Raw genomic sequence first — 18,493 nt, 5'->3', positions numbered from 1 at the left:
CGTGGGGGAGCAGGTCTAGAGGAAGAATCCGTGCAGGTCGGCGACCTGCTCGTACCCTTCGAGTCGAGCCTGCGTGCGCTCGGGGTCGGCGTCCGCCATCGCCTGCAACAGCGCCGCGGACAGGACGTTCGGCGCCGCGTACGAGTCGAACACGAGCCGTGACCCGGTGCCGGCGGTCAGTGCCACGTCGGCCTCGTCCACCAGGGGCCCCAGCGTGGGATCGGTGATCAGTGCGATGCGCAACCCGGCACTGCGGGCCGCCCGCATCGCGGCGAGGGTCTCCTTGGCGTGCCGGGGCATGGCGAAGGCCAGTACCCACGTCCCACCGGCGGCCCGGGACTGGAGCAGCGCGTCGTAGGCGACGCTGCCGCCGCCGGTCACCAGGCGGACGTCGGGGTGGATCCGCCGGGCCGCGTACGCGAAGTACTCCGCCAGCGACACCGAGATCCGCAGCCCGAGGACCGTCAGGGGGACCGACAGGGCCAGGTCGCGGCCGATGGTCAGCACCTGATCGGTGTCGGCGAGCAGGCGCCGCACGTTCTCCAGGTTCTCGATCTCCGCGTCCACGGCGGCCTGCAGCTCGTTCTGCCGTATCTGTTCGCGGCTCTCGGGGAAGCCGGCGACCGCGCTCAGGGCGATCGGCTGGAGGATGTCCCGCAGCGCCGGATAGCCGCTGTAGCCGAGCGAGGTCGCGAAGCGGGTCACGGACGGCTGGCTGACGCCGACGCGCTCCGCCAGTTCGGTGATCGACAGGAACGCGGCCTCGGTCAGGTGGTCGATCAGGTACTGGGCGATCCGTCGCTGGCCGGGGGAGAGCCGGCGCCCGTCGAAGAGCGCGCGCACCCGCTCGCCCGGGACGCGCTCGTGGTCCGAGGGCTGTCCGCTCGGCGTGATCGCGGCCGCCTGTGCGCGTGCCTGCTGCCCCGATGACACCGGCGGGCCTCCTTCTCATGTCACTCTTGATCAAACATAGCTCACTCATGGTGGTGGACCGGTCGGTGGTCCGCCGACGGATGGGCCCCGCGGTTCCATGGTGGCGCGCCGACGTCCCGTCGTGGACCGTACCCGGCGGTCACTTCTCCAGGAGGCGGGCGGCCCCGAGGGCGCCCCCGATCCGCTCGGCGACGGTCCGGGCCGGGTCGCCCTCGGGCGCGCGCCGGTCGAGGGTCCTGCGGAGCGCGATGACCGGCCGTTTCGTCGTCTGCGGGGCGACGGCCGACCCCGCGGCCCCGGGCGGCGACGCGCGGTGCGGCGGAGTGGGCGCGGGTTCATCCCTCGATGGAACCTCCCGGCCGGCGAGCCGGCCATTCGGCGGCGGAACGCGGCCTTCTGGGGCGCGTCGGGGGGTGGCCTTCGGTCGGACCGACGGGAATCATGAAGGGGCGTCGGCCCGCCGGGTCCGCGCCCGCCTCGACTCCAGGGGGAATGTGTGTCCGTCGCGCCGAGCCATGCGTCCGGGTCTCGCGAAGTACCGTTGCTGGACGACACGATCCGGGAGAACCTGGACCGCGCCGTGCGGTCGTTCCCCGAGCGGGACGCCCTCGTCGACATGGCCGCCGGGCGCAGATGGACGTACGCCGAACTGGTCGCCGACGTCGACGCCCTCGCGCTGGGCCTCCTCGACCAGGGCGTCGTCAAGGGCGACCGGGTCGGGATCTGGGCCCCGAACCGGGCCGAGTGGACCCTGGTGCAGTACGCCACGGCCACCATCGGTGCGGTCCTCGTCACCGTCAACCCGGCCTACCGCGCGCACGAGTTGGAGTACGTGCTCGGGCAGTCCGGGATCCGCATGCTGGTCGCGGCCGAGCGCTTCAAGGGTTCCGACTATGCCGGGATGATCGACGAAGTCCGGCCGCGCTGCCCCGACCTGGAGTTCGTGGTCCTGTTGGACGGCCCCCGGTGGGCCTCCCTGCTGGAGCGCGGTCGCCGGGCGGATCCCGCCGAACTCGTGCGTGTCCAAGCGGAGTTGAGCCCCGACGACCCGATCAACATCCAGTACACCTCGGGAACCACCGGCTTCCCCAAGGGGGCGACCCTCTCCCACCGCAACATCCTCAACAACGGGTTCTTCGTCGGCGAGACCTGTCACTACACCGAGCTGGACCGGGTCTGCATCCCGGTGCCCTTCTACCACTGCTTCGGGATGGTGATGGGCAACCTCGCCTGCACCAGCCACGGCGCCGCGATGATCATCCCCGCGCCGTCCTTCGAGCCCGGCGCGACCCTCGCCGCGGTCGAGGCGGAGTCGTGCACCTCCCTCTACGGCGTCCCCACCATGTTCATCGCCGAACTGACCCACCCCGACTTCGACTCCCACGACCTGTCCAGCCTGCGCACCGGGATCATGGCGGGTTCGCCCTGCCCGGTCGAGGTGATGAAGGAGGTCATCGACCGGATGGGCATGGCCGAGGTGTCCATCTGCTACGGGATGACCGAAACGTCCCCGGTCTCCACCCAGACCCGCGTGGACGACTCGATCGAGCACCGGGTGTCCACCGTCGGCCGGGTCGGCCCGCACCTGGAGGTCAAGGTGGTCGACCCCGACAGCGGTGGGACCGTGCCGCGCGGGGAGCAGGGGGAACTGTGCACCCGCGGCTACTCGGTGATGCTCGGCTACTGGGCGCAGCCGGACCGCACCGCCGAGGTCGTCGACGAGGCGGGTTGGATGCACACCGGCGACCTCGCGGTCATGGACGACGACGGCTACCTGGCCATCACCGGCCGGATCAAGGACATGGTGATCCGGGGTGGGGAGAACCTCTACCCCCGGGAGATCGAGGAGTTCCTCCACGCCCACCCGGACATCCTGGACGTCCAGGTCATCGGCGTGCCCGATCCGAAGTACGGCGAGGAGCTGATGGCGTGGGTGCGGATGCGCGAGGGCGCCGAGCCGCTCACGGCCGACGCCGTCCGCGCGTACTGCGACGGCCGGATGGCCCGGTTCAAGATCCCGCGCTACGTCCACGTGGTGGAGGAGTTCCCCATGACCGTCACCGGGAAGATCCGGAAGATCGAGATGCGGGAGATGGCCGTCCACCTGCTGGCCCCGTCGCCGGGCGCCGACGGCGACGCCGACGCTGACGGTGAAGCCGGACGCGCCGCGGTCGCGGAAGCGTAGCGATCCGGTCGACGGGCGGGGCCATGGGCCGGCCCCGCGGGCGCGCGTCAGTGGTGTTCCGGGGTGCGCTCGTCCGCGTGACCGTCCGCGCGACCGTCCCCGCGGTCGACGAACACGGGCGTGAGTTGCGGCCGTTTCGCGGCGCGGCCGTCTCCCGACGAACGTCCGCGCAGCCGGCGGGCCGTCCAGGGGCCGAGGAAGGACGCCGCCCAGCGGACCTCGCCCGTCGCCTGCCGCCATCCGACCGGCACGGCCGCCCGGGGACCGGGCACGGGGTGCGTCCAGGAGTCGTCCGCGCCGGGGACGGCCAGCGCGTGGGCGACGGCCGCTGCGATTCGTGCGTGGCCCAGCGGGCTCGCGTGCAGCCGGTCCGGGCTCCACATCCGCGGGTCGCCGACCACGGGGTGCGAGGCGGTCTCCGCGACGACGACCCCGTGGCGCCGCGCCGCCGACCGGATCCGGTCGTTGAGGGCGGTGACACGGGCGCCGACGGGGCGGGCGATGGGGATCAGGGTGGCCACGTCCGGGAAGGTGACCGTCGCGACGCGGGCGCCCTGCGCGGCGAGCGCGGCGAACATCGCCTCCACCCGACCGGCGACCTCGTCGGCGTCGAAGCGGGGGCGCAACAGGTCGTTCACCCCGGCGACGACGGTGGCCAGATCGGGGCGCAGCGCCAGGGCGGGAGCCAGTTGCTCGTCGTGGACCTGCCCGGCGAGGCGGCCCCGGACGGCCAGGTTGGCGTACAGCAGGCCGGGGTGGTGCGGGGCGAGGGTCTCGGCGAGCCGGTCGGCCCACCCGCGCAGTCCGGTGAGGTCGTCGCCGTCGCCCACGCCCTCCGTCTGGCTGTCACCCAGCGCCACGTACCGCAGGTACTCACCGTTCGGCACGGTCGGCCCGCCTCTCTTCCACGATCGTGATCGTCCGCTGGTACCAGTCCAGGTTGGCCCGTTCGAACGCCAGGCCGCGCAGGCAGGTCAGGTAGGGGCCGATCCGGGTGCCGTGACGAAGGAACTCCTCTTCGTCCGACGCGCCCCGCATCCTGCTCAACAGCCCCTCGAACAGCTCGATCCTGGTCCGCGCCCAGGCGGAACGTTCGGACAGCCGCTCGATCAACACCTCCGCGTCGAGGTGGTCGGCCGCCTGCACCTTGACGAGCAGGTCGTCACGGATGAAGGACGGTTTGCCGGGGGTCTGCGCGAACCGCTCCAGCTCGGCCGCGCCGGCGTCGGTGACCCGGAAGAGCCGCTTGTTCGGACGGGTGTCCTGGAGCACCTCCCGGCCCTCGACCAGACCCGCCTCCTCCAACCTGGTCAGCTCGGCGTAGACCTGCTGGGGCAGCGCGTGCCAGAAGTTCGCCACCCCCATGTCGAAGGCCTTGGCCAGCTGGTACCCGCTCAACTCCTCGTCGAGCAATGCCGCCAGTACGGCGTGCCGCAGAGCCACCAGACCACCCCTCCTCGCACCGGCCACCTCTGTTCAGCGACCCGGCATCCATGATAGTCAAGAATTTGAGTAATCGCATTCATGAGTAGCAAGGGGGAGACATGAGCACTGCGGACCGATTCCGCGCCGCCGTCGACAACCGTGACCTCGGCGCGATCGACGACCTGCTCACCGAGGACGTCCGGCTCTACAGCCCGGTCAAATTCGCCCCGTTCGAGGGCAAGGCGATGGTGATGGGCCTCTTCGGCGTCCTGCTGCGCACGTTCGAGGACATCCGCTACATCGGCCGGCTCGACGGCGAGGCGGAGACCGGCGTGGACGGTGAGCCGGCCCCGGCGGTGATGCTGCCCTTCCGGGCCACCGTCAACGGCAGGCAGATCCACGGCATGGACCTGCTGCACCTGGACGCGGAGGAGCGGATCAGGGAGATCACGGTGATGGTGCGCCCGCAGACCGCGGTGCAGGCACTGGGTGAGGCGGTGCTGGCGGGTCTGGTCGCGGACGGCCTCGTCAACGGCTGAGCGCGTCACCGGCCGCGGACCTCGGCGGTACGGGCGGCGCGGACCTCGGCGGTACGGGCGGCGCGGACTCCAGCGGTACGGGCGGCGCGGGGCCCGGGCGTCGCCCCCCGCGGGCGGGGTCGGGGCGTGGTCCGACCCCGCCCGCACCGCGTCGGGCCCCGGGCCCGGTCGGCTACTCGAAGCGGGACGTGTCGCCCGCCCCGCGGCGTACGATCTCGGCCTCGCCGCCCGAGAAGTCGATGACGGTGGTCGGACTGGTCCCGCAGTCACCGGAGTCGACCACGATGTCCAACACGTGGTCGAGGCGCTCCTTGATCTCCCAGCCCTGGGTCAACGGCTCGGGCTCGTCCGGCAGGAGCAGGGTGCTGGACAGCAGCGGCTCGCCGAGGTCGGCGAGCAGGGCCTGGGTGACGGCGTGGTCGGGGATGCGGACGCCGACCGTCTTCTTCTTGGGATGGAGCAGCTGGCGCGGCACCTCCTTCGTCGCCGGCAGGATGAAGGTGTAGCTGCCGGGGGTGGAGGCCTTGATCGCGCGGAAGACGTCGTTGTCGATGTGGACGAACTGCCCCAGCTGCGCGAAGTTCTGGCAGACGAGGGTGAAGTGGTGCCGGTCGTCCAGACGGCGGATCGACCGGATCCGGTCGAGGCCGTCGCGGTTGCCCAGCTGACATCCCAGCGCGTAGCAGGAGTCGGTCGGATACGCGATGAGCGAGCCGGAGCGGATCATGTCGGCGATGTTGCCGATGGAGCGTTGCTGCGGATTTTCGGGGTGCACGTCGAAGTACTTCGCCATTCGCCGAGACTACGCGACCCGGGCGCTCCGGTTCGGTTCGGGACCCGCGGCCGTACGGGCCGACGTCGCCCGGACCCGGTCGGCGCGGCGGCCGGGGCCGCCCGTCACACGACCGGCGTCCCCGTCCCGTCCCGGGGCGTCGGCCGGTCGGCCCCGCGCCCGACCAGGCCGCTCTCCCACGCCACCAGCGCCGCCTCCACCCGGTTGCGTACGCCCAGCTTGGCGAGGACGGCGCTGACGTGCGCCTTGACCGTCCCCTCGACGAGGTGCAGGCGGCCGGCGATCTCGGCGTTGGACAGGCCGCCCCCCAGCAACGCCAGCACCGCGGACTCCCGTTCGGTCAGCCGCGCGGGCCGACGGCCGGCGGGCGCACCGCCCGCCATGGTTCCGCTGCGCAGACCGGACACCACCCGTGCGGCGACGCGGGGCGAGAGGTAGGCGCCGCCCGCCGCCACCGCGTGCACCCCGGTCAGGAGTTCCCGGGGATCGTCCGCCTTCAGCAGGAAACCGTCGGCGCCGGCACGCAGGGCGTCGGCGATGAACTCGTCCTCACCGAACGTGGTCAGCATGATCACCGCGGTCCCGGGCAGTTCCCGGTGGATCCGCTCGGCAGCCGCGATCCCGCCCAGCACCGGCATCTGGATGTCCAGCAGCGCCACCGCCGGGCGGTGCGCACGCACGGCCTCGACGGCTTCCAACCCCTGCGCCGCCTCCGCGACCACCTCGATGTCCGGGTCCCGCGCGAGGATCGCCCGTACACCGGCGCGCACCATCGCCTCGTCGTCCGCCACCAGCACTCGCACCATCCGATCAGCCTAACCACCGCCCCCACCGGGCGGATCGGACGAGAGGAGGGGTACCCCCGACGAAAGTGGGGGGTGCGATCACCACCGCGGGGCCGATGCCACCGGGCCCCCGTGATTCCTACGGTCGAGGCAGTACGAACGACACCGGAGGACATCGTGATCACGCTCAGGGGACTGACGAAGCGCTACGGCGAGACGCTCGCCGTGGACGGACTGACGCTCGACATCAAGGCGGGCCGGGTGACCGGCTTCCTCGGACCCAACGGGGCCGGCAAGTCCACCACCATGCGGATGATCCTGGGCCTGGACCACCCGACCGGCGGCGAGGCCCTCATCGGCGGCCGACGGTACGCCTCGTTGCGCCACCCGATCCGCGAGGTCGGATCGCTGCTCGACGCGAAGTCACTGCACCCGGCCCGGTCGGCACGCGGCCACCTCCTCGCCCAGGCCCGGAGCAACGGCATCCCCGCGCGGCGGGTGGACGAGGTGCTGGAGAGCGTGGGTCTGGCCAAGGCGGCGCGCCGGCGCGCCGGTGACTTCTCCCTCGGCATGTACCAGCGCCTGGGCATCGCGGGGGCCCTGCTCGGAGACCCGGCGGTGCTCATCTTCGACGAACCCGTCAACGGTCTCGACCCCGACGGGGTGCGCTGGGTGCGCGAACTGGTCCGGGCCCGGGCCGCCGAGGGCCGTACCGTCCTGCTCTCCAGCCACCTGATGAGCGAGATGCAGCTGACGGCCGACCAACTCGTCGTCATCGGCAAGGGCCGGCTGCTGGCCGACCAGCCCATGGAACGGCTGCTGGCGAACGCCGCGGAGCCGTCGGTACGGGTGCGCGTGCCGGACCCGGAGGAACGGGAGACGCTGCTGCGGCACGCGGCCGAGCTGCCCGGCGCGCGCGTCGAACCGGGCGCCGAGGGGAGCGCCGTCATCCGGAACAGCACGGCCGACGAGGTGGGGGACCTGGCCCACCGGCTGCGGGTGAGACTGCACGAACTCCACGGGGAATCGGCATCGTTGGAGGAGGCGTACATGGAACTGACCGCGCAGAGCGTGGAGTACGGCACGGAGCGGCAGTCGACGTCCAAGGTCGGGGGGTGAGCGCCGTGGAGAACACCGTCGACATCCCGTCTCCCGGACGACCCACGACCCGCGTCGGCGCGGGAGGGTTCATCGAGGCGCTGGCCGCGGAGTGGACCAAGACGTGGTCCGTCCGCGCGCCGTACATCTGCCTGACGGCGGGCGCGGCCGCCACCGGCGTGTTCACCTTCTACTACGCGTCGATCGCCCGGATCAACGACGTCCCGCTCCAGCCCGTCGGCAACGCGCCGGTCACCTCGCTGCTGCTCGTGCAGTTCGCGATCGTCGTCCTGGCGATGACCGCGGTGACGAGCGAGTACGCGACGAGCAGCGTGCGTGCCTCACTGCTGTGGGTGCCGGTCAGGCACCGCATGCACCTGGCCAAGACGGTCATGGCCGCCGCGGTGGCGGCCGTCGCGGGAATTCTGTACGGGGTGTCGGGCATCGCGGTGGCCTGGACGCCCTTCCGCGGGCACGCGACCTTCGATCCGGCCAAGGCGGCCGTCCAGGTGCTGACGATGGCGCTCTACTGCGCGGCCGTCGCCGTGCTCACCGTGGGGGTGGCCTTCGCGTTGCGGGCCTCGGCCGGAGTGCTGACGGTCGTGTTCGTCCTCCTCTCGGCGATCCCGAGCGTGCTCACCGGACTGGGCGGCGAGGTACTGCTGACGATCAACGACTACCTGCCGCAGACCGCCGGCACCCATCTGATGCGCGGCGAGGCCGGGGCCCCGTACCCGCCCGCGGTGGCGGCCTTGATCCTGCTGTCATGGGCGCTGGCCGCCCATCTGGCCGGCCGGGCGGTGCTGCGCGGACGCGACGCCTGACCACACGTCCTTGGCGACCAGCCGGGACCCGGACCAGCACAGCCGGTACACGTCCACCTGCTCCAGCAGGTTGCCGTTCGACCGGTAGAACGCGCAGTCCGCGCCCGCCGGCGCGGGCTGCGCCCGCATCGGGTCGGACGGGTAGCGGAACGTCCGTGCCGGCAACACCCGCGCGTGTTCCGCGCGGGAGGAACCGAGGGTGAGCGCGGCGAAGTCCGCCGGCCGCAGGACGCAGCCCGCCAACTGGAGGGCGAGGACGGCTGCGGACAGCGCCATGGCCAACCCGATGCCCGCGGGGACGCCGAACGCGAGCGCGAACCGCGCCCGCGCCCTGCGGCGGGCGGACACCAGACCCCGCGCCGACTCCGAATCCTCCACCACGGCTGCCCCCGCGACGGCCGGGGGCCGCTCTGCCCCGACGCGGTCGGGCAGGTCGGCGACGACCTCGAAGCCGCCCCGGCACGGAGCCGCCCGCAGCGTTCCCCCGATCATCCGCACCCGTTCGCGCAGCCCGACCAGCCCGTGCCGCCCCGCCCCCTCGCGCGTCGGCGCACGTCCGGGCGGGGCCGAGTTGACCACGCTCACCTCGACCCGGCCGCCGGCCCGGGCCACCCGCACGGCCACCGTGCTGCCGGGGGCGTGCCTGATGGCGTTCGTCAACGACTCCCGCACCACCCGGTACACGGCCCGGTCGACGAGCGGCGGCAGCGCGGACGGGTCGCCGTCCCGGCGGAGCTCCACGGCGACACCGGTGGCCCGCACCCGGCCCACGAGTTGCTCCACCGATTCCACCGTGTCCACCGACTCCGGCACGGCCTCCGTACCCCGCTCGGCGCCGGCGTCCTCGCGCAGGACTCCGATCGTGTCCCTGAGGTGTTCGACCGCGTCCGCGACGCTCGCCCGCAGCAGCGCCACGTCCTCCCGGTCCCGGTCGGTCAGTGTGGGGGAGAGTTCCAGGGCGCCCGCGCGCAGGGCGATGAGGCTGAGTTCGTGCCCGAGGGAGTCGTGCATGTCGGCCGCGATCCTGGTCCGTTCGCGCAGCCGCGCCCGCTCCGCGACGCCGCGTTGCCCGCTCTCCAGCCGGCGCGCGCGGAGCCAGCCGCCCCGTACGAACTCCTGTCGGGCCCGCCAGTACCACCCGGCCGCCCAGGGCAGCAACATGGCCCCCGGTACCAGGGTCACGACGTAGAACCAGTGCACGGCGCCGACCCCCAGGGCCGCGCACAGCCCCAGGTCCAGGGCCAGGCAGGCGCCGAATACCCACAGCGCCGGCCCCGCCTCGGGCGATCTGACGCCCAGCAGCCCGGACAGGACGGCCAGCGCGAGCAGGTACGCGTTCGCCGGCGTGCCCGGGTCGAACAGACCGACCGCGCAGAGCGCGTTGGCGAGGAACACGGCCGCGCCGGGTCGCCGGCGGCGCACCGCCGTCGCGAGGGCCAGCACCGCCGAGGACAGCAGCAGGACGGGCATCGGCGACCAGACGCCGGCCTCGTCCCGGTACCGCAGGACGGCGGCGCCCGCGAGCACCACCCACAGCAGAACGTCGCGGGGAACCGGGCCCGCCGGCCGCCCGCCGCCGTGCCCGTCCGCCGCGGTGGTCCTCGTACGCCTGATCACGAGCCGAGGCTATCGGCCGGCTCCCCGGCCCCCGGCCCCCGGCCCTTGGTACCGAAGACCGTTCAGAAGCGCGGGTCCACGCTCGTCTCGATGTGGTCGGCCACCGCGACGAGCAGGACCCGGGTGCCCTCCTCCAACGCCCGCCAGCGGTGCCGCACCCCGCCCGTGACGTAGAGGGTGTCGCCCCTGCCCAGGTGGTGGGTACGGCCTTCGGCCTCGACCTCGACGCTTCCGTCGGCGACGTACATCAACTCGTCGTTGCGGTGCCGGAACGCGCGGTCCGCGTCGTGGTCCCCGGTGAACTCCAGGGCGTGCATCTGCTGGTGGCCGCGGACGAGCGGACGCACCCGCGCCGCCGGATCCAGCCCGGGGTCGGCGTCGGCGCGCACGATGTCCACGCGGCGGGGGGTCTGGGCAGCGGTGAGCAGTTGGACGGCCGTGGTCTGGAGGGCGTCGGCGATGAGTTGCAGCGAACGCATGCTGGGACGGGCCCGGTCGTTCTCGATCTGGCTGAGGAACGGCGACGACAGCCCGCTGCGGCCCGCCACCTCGGCGAGGGTGAGGTCCAGCGCCCTGCGTCGTCTGCGGATGCCCGCCCCGATCAGGGGGGCCGGCGGTTCGTCCGTCACGTGGTTCCTCGATTCCGTCCGCTGTGTGGATCATCCTCTCGCAGTCGGCCGAGGGCTTCGCACTGCCTTCACAGTGCCGCAACAATCCGCCGCTAGTTTCTAAGTCGATTGATGTCATCAAAGAAAGTTTCACAGGAGGCCCGCATGTCCCCGATCGACCAGAACCAGCGCCGGCGCCGCGGCACCGGCCTGATCGCCCTCGATCCGTCCGCCTCCGAAGGGGGCTACACGCTCTTCGCCCCGCTCACCGGGACGGGCGAGGTGTACCTGATCGACCCGCACGGCGAGGTCGCCCACGAATGGAAGCTCCCCTACCGACCCGGTCGCCACGCCCGCGTCCTCGCGAACGGGAACCTGGCCTACAGCGGCGTACTTCCCGACCAACCCGCCCTCTTCCCCATGTGGCACAAGTACCGGGGCGGCGTCATGCTCGAAGCCGCCCCCGACGGCGCGATCCTGCGCGAGCACCGCGACCCGTTCCAGCACCACGACGCCCACCACCTCGGCGAGGGCCGCGTCCTCTACGCGGCCCTGGAACCCCTGCGGGGCGCGGACGCCGCCGCGGTGCGCGGCGGCGTCCCGGGCTCCGAGCCGGCCGGCACGGTCTGGGCCGACACCATCAAGGAGGTCGACGCGGACGGCTCCGTCAGCTGGTCCTGGCGCGCGGCCGAACACCTCGACCGCGAGGAGTACGCGCTGCACCCCGACTACTCGCGCGAGCACTGGCCCCTGATCAACAGCGTCGTCCCGCTCGCCGACGGCAACGTCCTGGCGAGCCTGCGCAGCGTCTCGGCCGTCGTCGTCATCAGCCGGGAGACCGGCGAGATCCTGTGGCGCACCGAACCGGGGACGGTCTCGCAGCAGCACGCCCCCACCGAACTCGACAACGGCAACATCCTCGTCTTCGACAACGGCGTCTTCCGGCCCGGATCGGACGTCCCGTACTCCCGCGTCATCGAGATCGACCGCTCCTCCGGAAAGATCGTCTGGGAGTACCACGACCCCGCCCGGGAATCCTTCTTCGCCCCGTTCATGGGCAGCGCCCAGCGCCTCGCCGGGGGCAACACCCTGGTGACGGACTCGCCCGCCGGCCGGCTCTTCGAGGTGACGCCCGAGGGCTACCTCTGCTGGGAGTACGTCAACCCCCACTTCGGCGGCTACCGGGAATCCGAGGTGCGCGGCCTCTTCCCGGCCGAACACAACGCGGTCTTCCGCGCGTACCGGTACACCGAGCGGGAACTGCCCTGGCTGAACAGAGGGGCCGGCTCGTGACCACCGCCGACACCACCTGCGACCCGGTGCGGCCGGTCGACGAGCGTCTCTCGCCCGCCCGGCTCGCCCCCCTCTCCGCGCAGCACGTGCTGGCCATGGTCGCCGCGCCCGTGTCCACGACGTTCCTCACCGGTCAGGCCCTCGGGCTCGACGCCGGCAGCACCGCGTCCCTGCTCAGCGCCACCCTCGTGCTGTGCGGCGTCGGAGCGCTGCTCCAGTCCCTCGGCGTCCGGGGGATCGGGGCCCGGCTGCCGTTCGTCATGCTCCCCGGCGGCGCGGCCACGGCGCTCTTCATCCAGATCGCCAAGGACCACGGCCCCGCCACGGCGACCGGATCCGTCCTCCTCGCGGCGGCCCTGCTGTTCGCGATCCTGCCGTTCTACGCCAGGATCGTGCGCTTCTTCCCGCCGCTGGTCATGGGCACGGCCGTGCTGCTGATCGGCATCGCCATGATCCGGGTCGCCGCCCAACTGATCACCGGTCCCCGCACCGCCGCCGGGTACGCGGCGCCGTCGGCCGTGTCGCTCGCCGCCGTCACCATCGGCGTGACGGTGCTGCTGCTGTTCCTGCTGCGCGGGGTCTGGAGGCAGACGGCGGTCCTGCTCGGCATGGGCGCCGGCACCCTGATCGCCGTCACGACCGGCCTGGGCAGCTTCACGTCCGCCCCCGGCAGCGGACTGGCGCTCCCGCACCTTCTCCCGTACGGAGCCCCGCAGTTCAACGTGCTCGCCGCGCTGCCGCTGCTGATCTTCAGCCTCACCACGCTCGCGGAGATCACCGGGCAGACCGTCCTGAACAGCGAGACGGTGGGCAACGAGTCCGATCCCGGACGCGACGTGCCGCGCGTGGCCAGGGCCGACGCACTGGTCTCCGTCCTCGGTGGGCTCTTCGGCACCTCGCTGATGGTGACCAGCGCCGAGAACATCGGGATCGGCCGGATCACCGGAGTGCGCAGCCGCTACGTCACGGCGGGGGCCGGCGTGCTGCTCGTGTTCGTGGGACTGCTCGCTCCCCTCACCCGACTGCTGGCCGGCATACCGGCTCCGGTCGTCGGAGGGTCCGCACTCGTGATCTACGGGATCATCGCGGTGATGGGCGTCGACATGCTGACCCGCTCCGACCCGGGGGAGAAGACCAACTCCACGGTGATCGCGCTCGCCCTCACCGTCGGGCTGCTCCCGGTCGTCGCTCCCGACGTGTACCAGGGGTTCCCCGGCTGGGCCCGGACGATCCTGAGCAGTGCGGTGGTGGCGGGCACCCTCACCGCCGTACTGCTCCACGCGCTGTTCCGGCGCCGCGCCCGCGAGGCGGACGCGACGCCGGAACGGTCCACTGCCGTCCGGCCGGACTAGGGTCGGACTAGAAGGTGTCGGCCCAGTTCGACGCGTCCAGCAGCGACATCGCGGACGCGGCGCCGGCGGCGGCCGGCGGGGCGGTGCCGTCGTTGGAGCCGACGGTGTTGTCGCGGCCCGCGTTGAAGTTGTCGTCCTGCGCGTACTGCACGTTGGTGCTGCCGACGATGTAGACGTGGTGGACGTCGCCGTCGGCCGTCGCGGCCAGCGCCGGGGAGGCCACGGCGGACAGTGCGCCGGCGGCGGCCAGCACGGTCAGGGCGGCAAGGGCACGGCTGCGCATCGTTCGCTTCACAACATCGCCTTTCACAAGGGGGACTGGGGTCAGGTCAGAACGTAAACGCAGTCGAATCGGGGCAATTGGCGACACACGGGACTCCCCGGCCGATGGCTCCGTTTGGCGGCGGACGACCGACGCGTGGTCGCACGAGTGGTTCAGCCGATCGTCATACCGGGCGGTCGGCGGGGGAGGGCGGCTGCGCGGGGCGGCGGGCGCGGCAGAAGAAGTGCTCCTCCGGCTCGACGTCCACGGCGGCGGCCCCGGGGGAATCGCCGGACCCGGAACCGGGCGTGAACACCGCCGTGTGGTGACCGAGCACCTCCAAACCGGCGCCTTCCACCCTGCTCAGGTACTCGGTCACGGACAGACTGCTGACCGTGACCTCGTGCCCCATCCAGACGATGTCGAGATCGCGGATGTCCCCCGGCACGGTGGCCATGACGAAGTACCCGCCGGGCGCCACCCACGACAGCATCCGCTCCAAGGACGCCACCACCTCCCGCCGGTCCATCACCAGCAGCGGGAAGAACGCGCACACCGCGTCGAAGCCGCCCTCCGGGGCCGTGTACGTCCGCACGTCCGCCTGCTCGAACCGGGCCCCGGGCACCCGCGCCCGCGCCAGGTCGACCATCTCCGCCGACACGTCGATGCCGGTCACCGCGCAACCGGCCTGCGCCAGCGCCTCGGCGGCCGGCCGGCCGGTACCGCTGCCCACGTCCAACACCCTGGCGCCCGGCGCCAGTCGGGAGGCGAGCCACTCCAGGGCCGCGAGCTGTCCGGGCACCCGCCCGAACACCTCCTCGTAGCGCGCGCCCACCTCGTCGAACACCTCCGCCGCGGTCTTGCGATCACTCATCGACGCCCCTCACTCCCGGTCCGTGTGATGTGGGCGTCCCGGGCCGACCCGGGACGCCGTGGGGTTCGTGCCCCGGGCCGGGAGGGGGAAACCGCCGGTTGACATCGGGGGAGCGTCGGATCACAGTCGTGGTCGAGGTCATGATCGACAGCGGGTCGGAGGGAGCGCGTGATGGACACGGCGAGTCGAGGCGTACTGGTCACCGGGGCCTCCCGGGGCATCGGCCGCGCCATCGCGACGGCGTTCGCCCAACGCGGGGACCGCGTCGCGGTGCACTGCTCCACCCGGGAGTCCGAGGCGCGAGAGGTCCTCGGGACGCTCGCCGGGGACGGCCACGTACTGCTGTGCGGCGACCTCACCGATCCCGCGCGCGTCGAGGGCCTCGTCTCGGAGGCCGCCGAGGCGCTCGGCGCCGTGGACGTCCTGGTGAACAACGCCGCCGTGATGATCCCCCACCCCCCGGCCACCACCTCGTACGCGCAGTGGCAGGACGCCTGGCAGCGAACCGCCGCCGTCAACCTGTTCGGCGCCGCCAACATCAGCTACTGCGTCGCCCGCCGGATGATCGACAGGGGTCGCGGTGGCCGCATCGTGAACGTCGGGTCGCGCGGCGCCTTCCGGGGCGAACCCGAGCACCCCGCGTACGCGGCGACCAAAGCGGCCCTGCACGCCCTCGGTCAATCCCTGGCCGTCTCCCTCGCACCCCACGGCATCACCGTCGCCTCCGTGGCGCCCGGCTTCGTCGCCACGGAACGGGTCGCCGATCGGCTGAACTCCCCGGAAGGCGAACGGATCGCCGCGCAGAGCCCGTTCGGTCGCGTCGCCGAACCGCGCGAGATCGCCTCGGCCGTCCTCTACCTCGCCTCTCCCGAGGCGACCTGGTCCTCCGGCACGATCCTGGACGTCAACGGGGCCTCGTACCTCCGTACGTGACACACGGCGTCCGGCGTCCGACGCACGGTGCGCAGGTCGAGGGCGGTCCCTCCGGTGGGGCATGATCGGGGGATGTCTGATCGCATCATTGCCGCCTGCGACGGGGCGGCCAAGGGGAATCCCGGGCCCGCCGCATGGGCCTGGGTCATCGCCGACGCCGAGGGGCGCCCCGAGCGCTGGGAGTCCGGTCCACTGGGCCGAGCCACGAACAACGTGGGTGAACTCACCGCACTACAGCGCCTGTTGGAGGCCGTCGCTCCCGGCGCGGTCGTCGAGGTGCGCATGGACTCGCAGTACGCGATGAAGGCCGTGACCCAGTGGCTCCCCGCGTGGAAGCGCAACGGCTGGAAGACCGCGGCCGGCAAGCCGGTGGCCAACAGGGAACTCGTCGAGAGCATCGACGCGCTGTTGGCGGACCGGGACGTGGAGTTCCGCTACGTGCCGGCCCACCGCGAGGACGGCGACCACCTGAACGCGATCGCCGACCAGGCGGCCAGTGACGCCGCCGTCAGCCAGCAGGCCGCGGGCACCGCCCACGGCGACGCCTCCATGCCGGTTCCCGCCCCCGTGCGCAGCGCGCCGGCCCGGACTTCCGCCGCGCGCGGCTCCGCGGGTCGCGGAGCCGCGACCCGGGGCGCGGCCGACGGCAAGGCGGCGCCCGCCCGCGGCGGCCGGTCGATCAAGGCCAAGTTCCCCGGCACCTGCCCCTGCGGCAAGCAGTACGCGGCCGGCGAGATGATCGCGAAGCTGGGGGCCCGCTGGGGTCACCCCGACTGCGGCAGCCCCGTGCCGGAGCCCGCCGCCACCTCGTGAACGCGCGGCCGTGTGCATGAGTACGCGTACTCATGCACACGCCGACGGGGGTGGCGAGAGTGGGGGGCATGACGACATCCACGGGGGCCGCCCCCGACCGTACGGACGTGGCACGGGGCGGGTCGGGGTGCGCGGCCTTCGGCCTCGTGCTCCTGGAACTACTGGCCATGTGCGGGGTCGCGCTCGTCTGGCTCGGGGAATCCTTCCGGCTGGACTCCTCGCGGGACGAGCCGGACGTACGGCTCGACGGGTACCTGGGCGCCCTCGCCGTGGTCTTCCTCGTCGCCCTGGTGATCGCGCTCCTGGCGGGATGGCGCGGGGCGCGGGCGGTGGTGTGGAGCCAACTCGTCATGATGGCCCTGCTGCTCGCCGTGATCGTCGCGGGCGGCGCGGCCCAGCGGCACGAGGACGAACGTGATCACCCGGCCCCGGGGTTCACCGGCATGGTCGGCTGCCGCAGCGGCGGGGACGACAGGGAGTGCGCGCACACCGGCCGATGACCCCGCAGCCGGGCCCCGAAGCCGGCGGAGGGCACCTACGCGGCCCCGGCGGCGGTGAGCACGGCCGGCGTCGGCCCGTCCGGGCGGACGGTGACGCTGTACGCGGCCTTCGCGGGAGCGGAGCGGAAGGTCACGGTGTGGCCGGGCAGCAGGTGTTCGAGCAGGACCGTCGACTCCAGGAGGGCGAACTGGAGCCCCAGACAGGCTCGTGGCCCGAGGCCGAACGGCAGGTAGGAGCCCGGATGGGTGGGCCGGCCGCCCGGATCCGTGAACCGGCGCGGATCGAAACGCTCGGGGTCCGGCCACAGGGCGGCGTCGCGGTGCGCGAGGTACGGGCAGACCAGCACGTCGGTACCGGCCTCGATGGCGTACCCGGCCGGCGTGTCGTGCGCCGTGCTGCGGCGGGGCAGGATCCAGGCGGAGGGGTAGAGCCGGAGCGTCTCGCTGACCAGCGCCCTGATGGCCTCGCGCCGCTCGGGCGACCCTTCGTCGCCGGCGGCCAGGACCCGTTCGCGGGCCTCGGGGTGGCGGTCGAGGAGCAGATGGAGCCAGGTCAGCGTGGTCGCGGTGGTCTCGTGGCCGGCGACGAGCAGCGTCACCAGTTCGTCGTGGACGAGCCGGTCGGTGTGGCCGGCGCGTTCGCGGGGGGCCGTGGACGCGTCGAGCAGGACGTGGAGCAGCCCGGGGCCGGTCGGGCCGGCGGCCCGGCCCCGGGTCGCCTCGATCGCGTGCCGGACGACGAGGTCGACCCGGGCGAGGTCGGCCGCGACGGCCTCCCGCGCGTCGAGCGCCTCGGTGGGTGGGGTCGGCAGGGCGGCCACGACCGTTCCCACGACGGCCAGTTCGCGCGCGGTGTCCTCGTCGAGTGGGTGGCCGGTGAGGGAACGCCAGATGGTGTCCAGCGCGAACCGGCGCATCTCCTCGCCGACGTCGAGCGTGTGCCCGCTGTGGCCGTACTCGGCCCAGCGACGGGCGGCCGTCCGGGCGGCCTCGACGATCCGCTGCTCGTGGCGGCGCATCCCCGTGCCGGTGAACTGGGACTGGAGCACACGTCGTTGACGCTTCCACGCCTCGCCGGTGGCCGAGAGCGCCCCGTCGCCGATCAACAGCCGGGCGCGGTGCGAACGCGTGACGTACCGGTCCGCGTGCTGCGCGAGCACGTGCTGCACCGCCCGCGCCTCCGTGACCAGGACCGTGGGCCGCGGCCCGAGGCGGACGGCCACCACGCCGCCGAGCAGCTCGCGCGCCAGTGCCAGCAGCTCGATCAGCTCGCCGCCCTCTCGGCGCCACCGGTCCACATGGGCGGGGTCCAGCTCGGGAGGCGGGCGGCGGGCCCGGGGGACACGCGGCGGACGGGCGGTGGGGTGTGCTCCGGTGGCCACTGGTCTTCTCCTGTTCGACCGCTGGAATCGGTCCTTGAGGAAGCGCGGGCGTCACGGACCGTACGCGTGTCCGCGAGTGCGGTGACATGGACCCGGCGCGTCGGGCCGAAGCCCCGCATGACGCTCCGAGCGGCCGGTCTCGCCGTGTCCGCTCGCCGGGAAACCTGCCGGTCGACTCCTCATCGTGTTCGCCCGAGTGCGTTCCGTGGGATTCCGGCGTCACCGTCCGGATTCCGCGGTCGGACGAAATGTACCCCTCTTCGATCGCGGGCAGAAT

The 18,493-nt window shown here is 72.9% G+C and carries 19 protein-coding genes; 9 read left to right on the top strand and 10 right to left on the bottom strand.

The window, feature by feature from the left end; translation table 11 throughout:
* Positions 1 to 15 precede the first annotated feature (15 nt).
* Positions 16 to 933 carry a MurR/RpiR family transcriptional regulator gene (locus tag ACIRO3_RS06595; protein WP_267798277.1) on the bottom strand — a complete coding sequence of 306 codons (918 nt, stop codon included), beginning with the start codon at positions 931 to 933 and terminating at the stop codon, positions 16 to 18.
* Positions 934 to 1,429: 496 nt separating this feature from the next.
* Here ACIRO3_RS06595 and ACIRO3_RS06590 point away from each other — a divergent pair, with 496 nt between their 5' ends.
* A complete protein-coding gene (locus tag ACIRO3_RS06590; protein WP_404133223.1) occupies positions 1,430 to 3,118 on the top strand; it encodes an AMP-binding protein in 1,689 nt (562 codons plus the stop codon).
* Positions 3,119 to 3,165: 47 nt separating this feature from the next.
* Here the strand turns inward: ACIRO3_RS06590 and ACIRO3_RS06585 are convergent, their stop codons facing one another.
* Together ACIRO3_RS06585 and ACIRO3_RS06580 are read right to left on the bottom strand one after the other, a co-directional pair.
* Complete coding sequence (locus ACIRO3_RS06585) at positions 3,166 to 4,005, bottom strand: SGNH/GDSL hydrolase family protein (protein WP_404133220.1); 840 nt, start codon at positions 4,003 to 4,005, stop codon at positions 3,166 to 3,168.
* Positions 3,992 to 4,561, bottom strand: a complete 570-nt coding sequence (locus tag ACIRO3_RS06580; protein WP_404133217.1) for a PadR family transcriptional regulator — start codon at positions 4,559 to 4,561, stop codon at positions 3,992 to 3,994. Before ACIRO3_RS06580 ends, ACIRO3_RS06585 begins: the two co-directional genes overlap by 14 nt.
* 101 nt (positions 4,562 to 4,662) lie before the next feature.
* Between ACIRO3_RS06580 and ACIRO3_RS06575 the strand changes: the two genes are divergently transcribed.
* Positions 4,663 to 5,082: a nuclear transport factor 2 family protein gene (locus ACIRO3_RS06575; protein WP_366150511.1), complete on the top strand. Its 420-nt coding sequence runs from the start codon at positions 4,663 to 4,665 to the stop codon at positions 5,080 to 5,082.
* 172 nt (positions 5,083 to 5,254) lie between these two features.
* Here ACIRO3_RS06575 and ACIRO3_RS06570 read toward each other — a convergent pair whose 3' ends face one another.
* Complete coding sequence (locus tag ACIRO3_RS06570; RefSeq protein WP_361776250.1) at positions 5,255 to 5,875, bottom strand: L-threonylcarbamoyladenylate synthase; 621 nt, start codon at positions 5,873 to 5,875, stop codon at positions 5,255 to 5,257.
* Positions 5,876 to 5,979: 104 nt separating this feature from the next.
* Positions 5,980 to 6,681: a response regulator gene (locus ACIRO3_RS06565; RefSeq protein WP_404133214.1), complete on the bottom strand. Its 702-nt coding sequence runs from the start codon at positions 6,679 to 6,681 to the stop codon at positions 5,980 to 5,982.
* A 156-nt stretch (positions 6,682 to 6,837) separates the two neighbouring features.
* On the opposite strand from ACIRO3_RS06565, the gene ACIRO3_RS06560 reads away from it, so the two are divergent.
* Together ACIRO3_RS06560 and ACIRO3_RS06555 are read left to right on the top strand one after the other, a co-directional pair.
* Positions 6,838 to 7,779 carry an ABC transporter ATP-binding protein gene (locus ACIRO3_RS06560; protein WP_404133211.1) on the top strand — a complete coding sequence of 314 codons (942 nt, stop codon included), beginning with the start codon at positions 6,838 to 6,840 and terminating at the stop codon, positions 7,777 to 7,779.
* Positions 7,776 to 8,582 (top strand): ABC transporter permease, encoded by an 807-nt coding sequence (locus tag ACIRO3_RS06555; RefSeq protein WP_404133208.1) that lies wholly within the window; start codon positions 7,776 to 7,778, stop codon positions 8,580 to 8,582. Before ACIRO3_RS06560 ends, ACIRO3_RS06555 begins: the two co-directional genes overlap by 4 nt.
* On the opposite strand, the gene ACIRO3_RS06550 is transcribed toward ACIRO3_RS06555, so the two are convergent.
* Together ACIRO3_RS06550 and ACIRO3_RS06545 are read right to left on the bottom strand one after the other, a co-directional pair.
* The gene (locus ACIRO3_RS06550; RefSeq protein WP_404133205.1) at positions 8,523 to 10,199 is read right to left on the bottom strand and encodes a sensor histidine kinase; all 1,677 of its coding nucleotides are present in this window, start codon (positions 10,197 to 10,199) and stop codon (positions 8,523 to 8,525) included. The two genes, ACIRO3_RS06555 and ACIRO3_RS06550, sit on opposite strands and share 60 nt — an antisense overlap.
* A gap of 62 nt (positions 10,200 to 10,261) precedes the next feature.
* Entirely contained in the window at positions 10,262 to 10,828 is a 567-nt protein-coding gene (locus tag ACIRO3_RS06545; protein WP_404133202.1) for a helix-turn-helix domain-containing protein, read from the bottom strand.
* 144 nt (positions 10,829 to 10,972) lie between these two features.
* Here ACIRO3_RS06545 and ACIRO3_RS06540 point away from each other — a divergent pair, with 144 nt between their 5' ends.
* Entirely contained in the window at positions 10,973 to 12,100 is a 1,128-nt protein-coding gene (locus ACIRO3_RS06540) for an aryl-sulfate sulfotransferase (protein ID WP_404133200.1), read from the top strand.
* Positions 12,097 to 13,452, top strand: coding sequence for a uracil-xanthine permease family protein (locus tag ACIRO3_RS06535; RefSeq protein WP_404133197.1), 1,356 nt, complete (start codon positions 12,097 to 12,099; stop codon positions 13,450 to 13,452). The genes ACIRO3_RS06540 and ACIRO3_RS06535 overlap by 4 nt, the downstream gene beginning before the upstream one ends.
* Before the next feature lie 7 nt (positions 13,453 to 13,459).
* On the opposite strand, the gene ACIRO3_RS06530 is transcribed toward ACIRO3_RS06535, so the two are convergent.
* Entirely contained in the window at positions 13,460 to 13,735 is a 276-nt protein-coding gene (locus tag ACIRO3_RS06530; RefSeq protein WP_267798287.1) for a hypothetical protein, read from the bottom strand.
* Positions 13,736 to 13,898: 163 nt separating this feature from the next.
* On the bottom strand, positions 13,899 to 14,588 hold the full coding sequence (locus ACIRO3_RS06525) for a class I SAM-dependent methyltransferase (protein ID WP_404133194.1): 690 nt from the start codon (positions 14,586 to 14,588) through the stop codon (positions 13,899 to 13,901).
* Positions 14,589 to 14,759: 171 nt separating this feature from the next.
* Here ACIRO3_RS06525 and ACIRO3_RS06520 point away from each other — a divergent pair, with 171 nt between their 5' ends.
* The 3 genes from ACIRO3_RS06520 (at position 14,760) to ACIRO3_RS06510 (ending at position 16,834) form a co-directional block, all read left to right on the top strand.
* Positions 14,760 to 15,521: an SDR family NAD(P)-dependent oxidoreductase gene (locus ACIRO3_RS06520; RefSeq protein ID WP_404133191.1), complete on the top strand. Its 762-nt coding sequence runs from the start codon at positions 14,760 to 14,762 to the stop codon at positions 15,519 to 15,521.
* Between the two features lie 72 nt (positions 15,522 to 15,593).
* Positions 15,594 to 16,334, top strand: coding sequence for a ribonuclease H (locus ACIRO3_RS06515; protein ID WP_404133188.1), 741 nt, complete (start codon positions 15,594 to 15,596; stop codon positions 16,332 to 16,334).
* Between the two features lie 68 nt (positions 16,335 to 16,402).
* Positions 16,403 to 16,834 carry a DUF6234 family protein gene (locus tag ACIRO3_RS06510; RefSeq protein ID WP_404133185.1) on the top strand — a complete coding sequence of 144 codons (432 nt, stop codon included), beginning with the start codon at positions 16,403 to 16,405 and terminating at the stop codon, positions 16,832 to 16,834.
* Between the two features lie 35 nt (positions 16,835 to 16,869).
* Here ACIRO3_RS06510 and ACIRO3_RS06505 read toward each other — a convergent pair whose 3' ends face one another.
* Positions 16,870 to 18,216 (bottom strand): cytochrome P450, encoded by a 1,347-nt coding sequence (locus ACIRO3_RS06505; RefSeq protein ID WP_404133182.1) that lies wholly within the window; start codon positions 18,214 to 18,216, stop codon positions 16,870 to 16,872.
* Between the last annotated feature and the right edge of the window lie 277 nt (positions 18,217 to 18,493).

Origin of the sequence: Streptomyces sp. NPDC102278 (assembly GCF_044766345.1) — a bacterium.
Taxonomy (GTDB): Bacteria; Actinomycetota; Actinomycetes; order Streptomycetales; family Streptomycetaceae; genus Streptomyces.
This window is presented reverse-complemented; position numbering and strand designations above follow the sequence as displayed.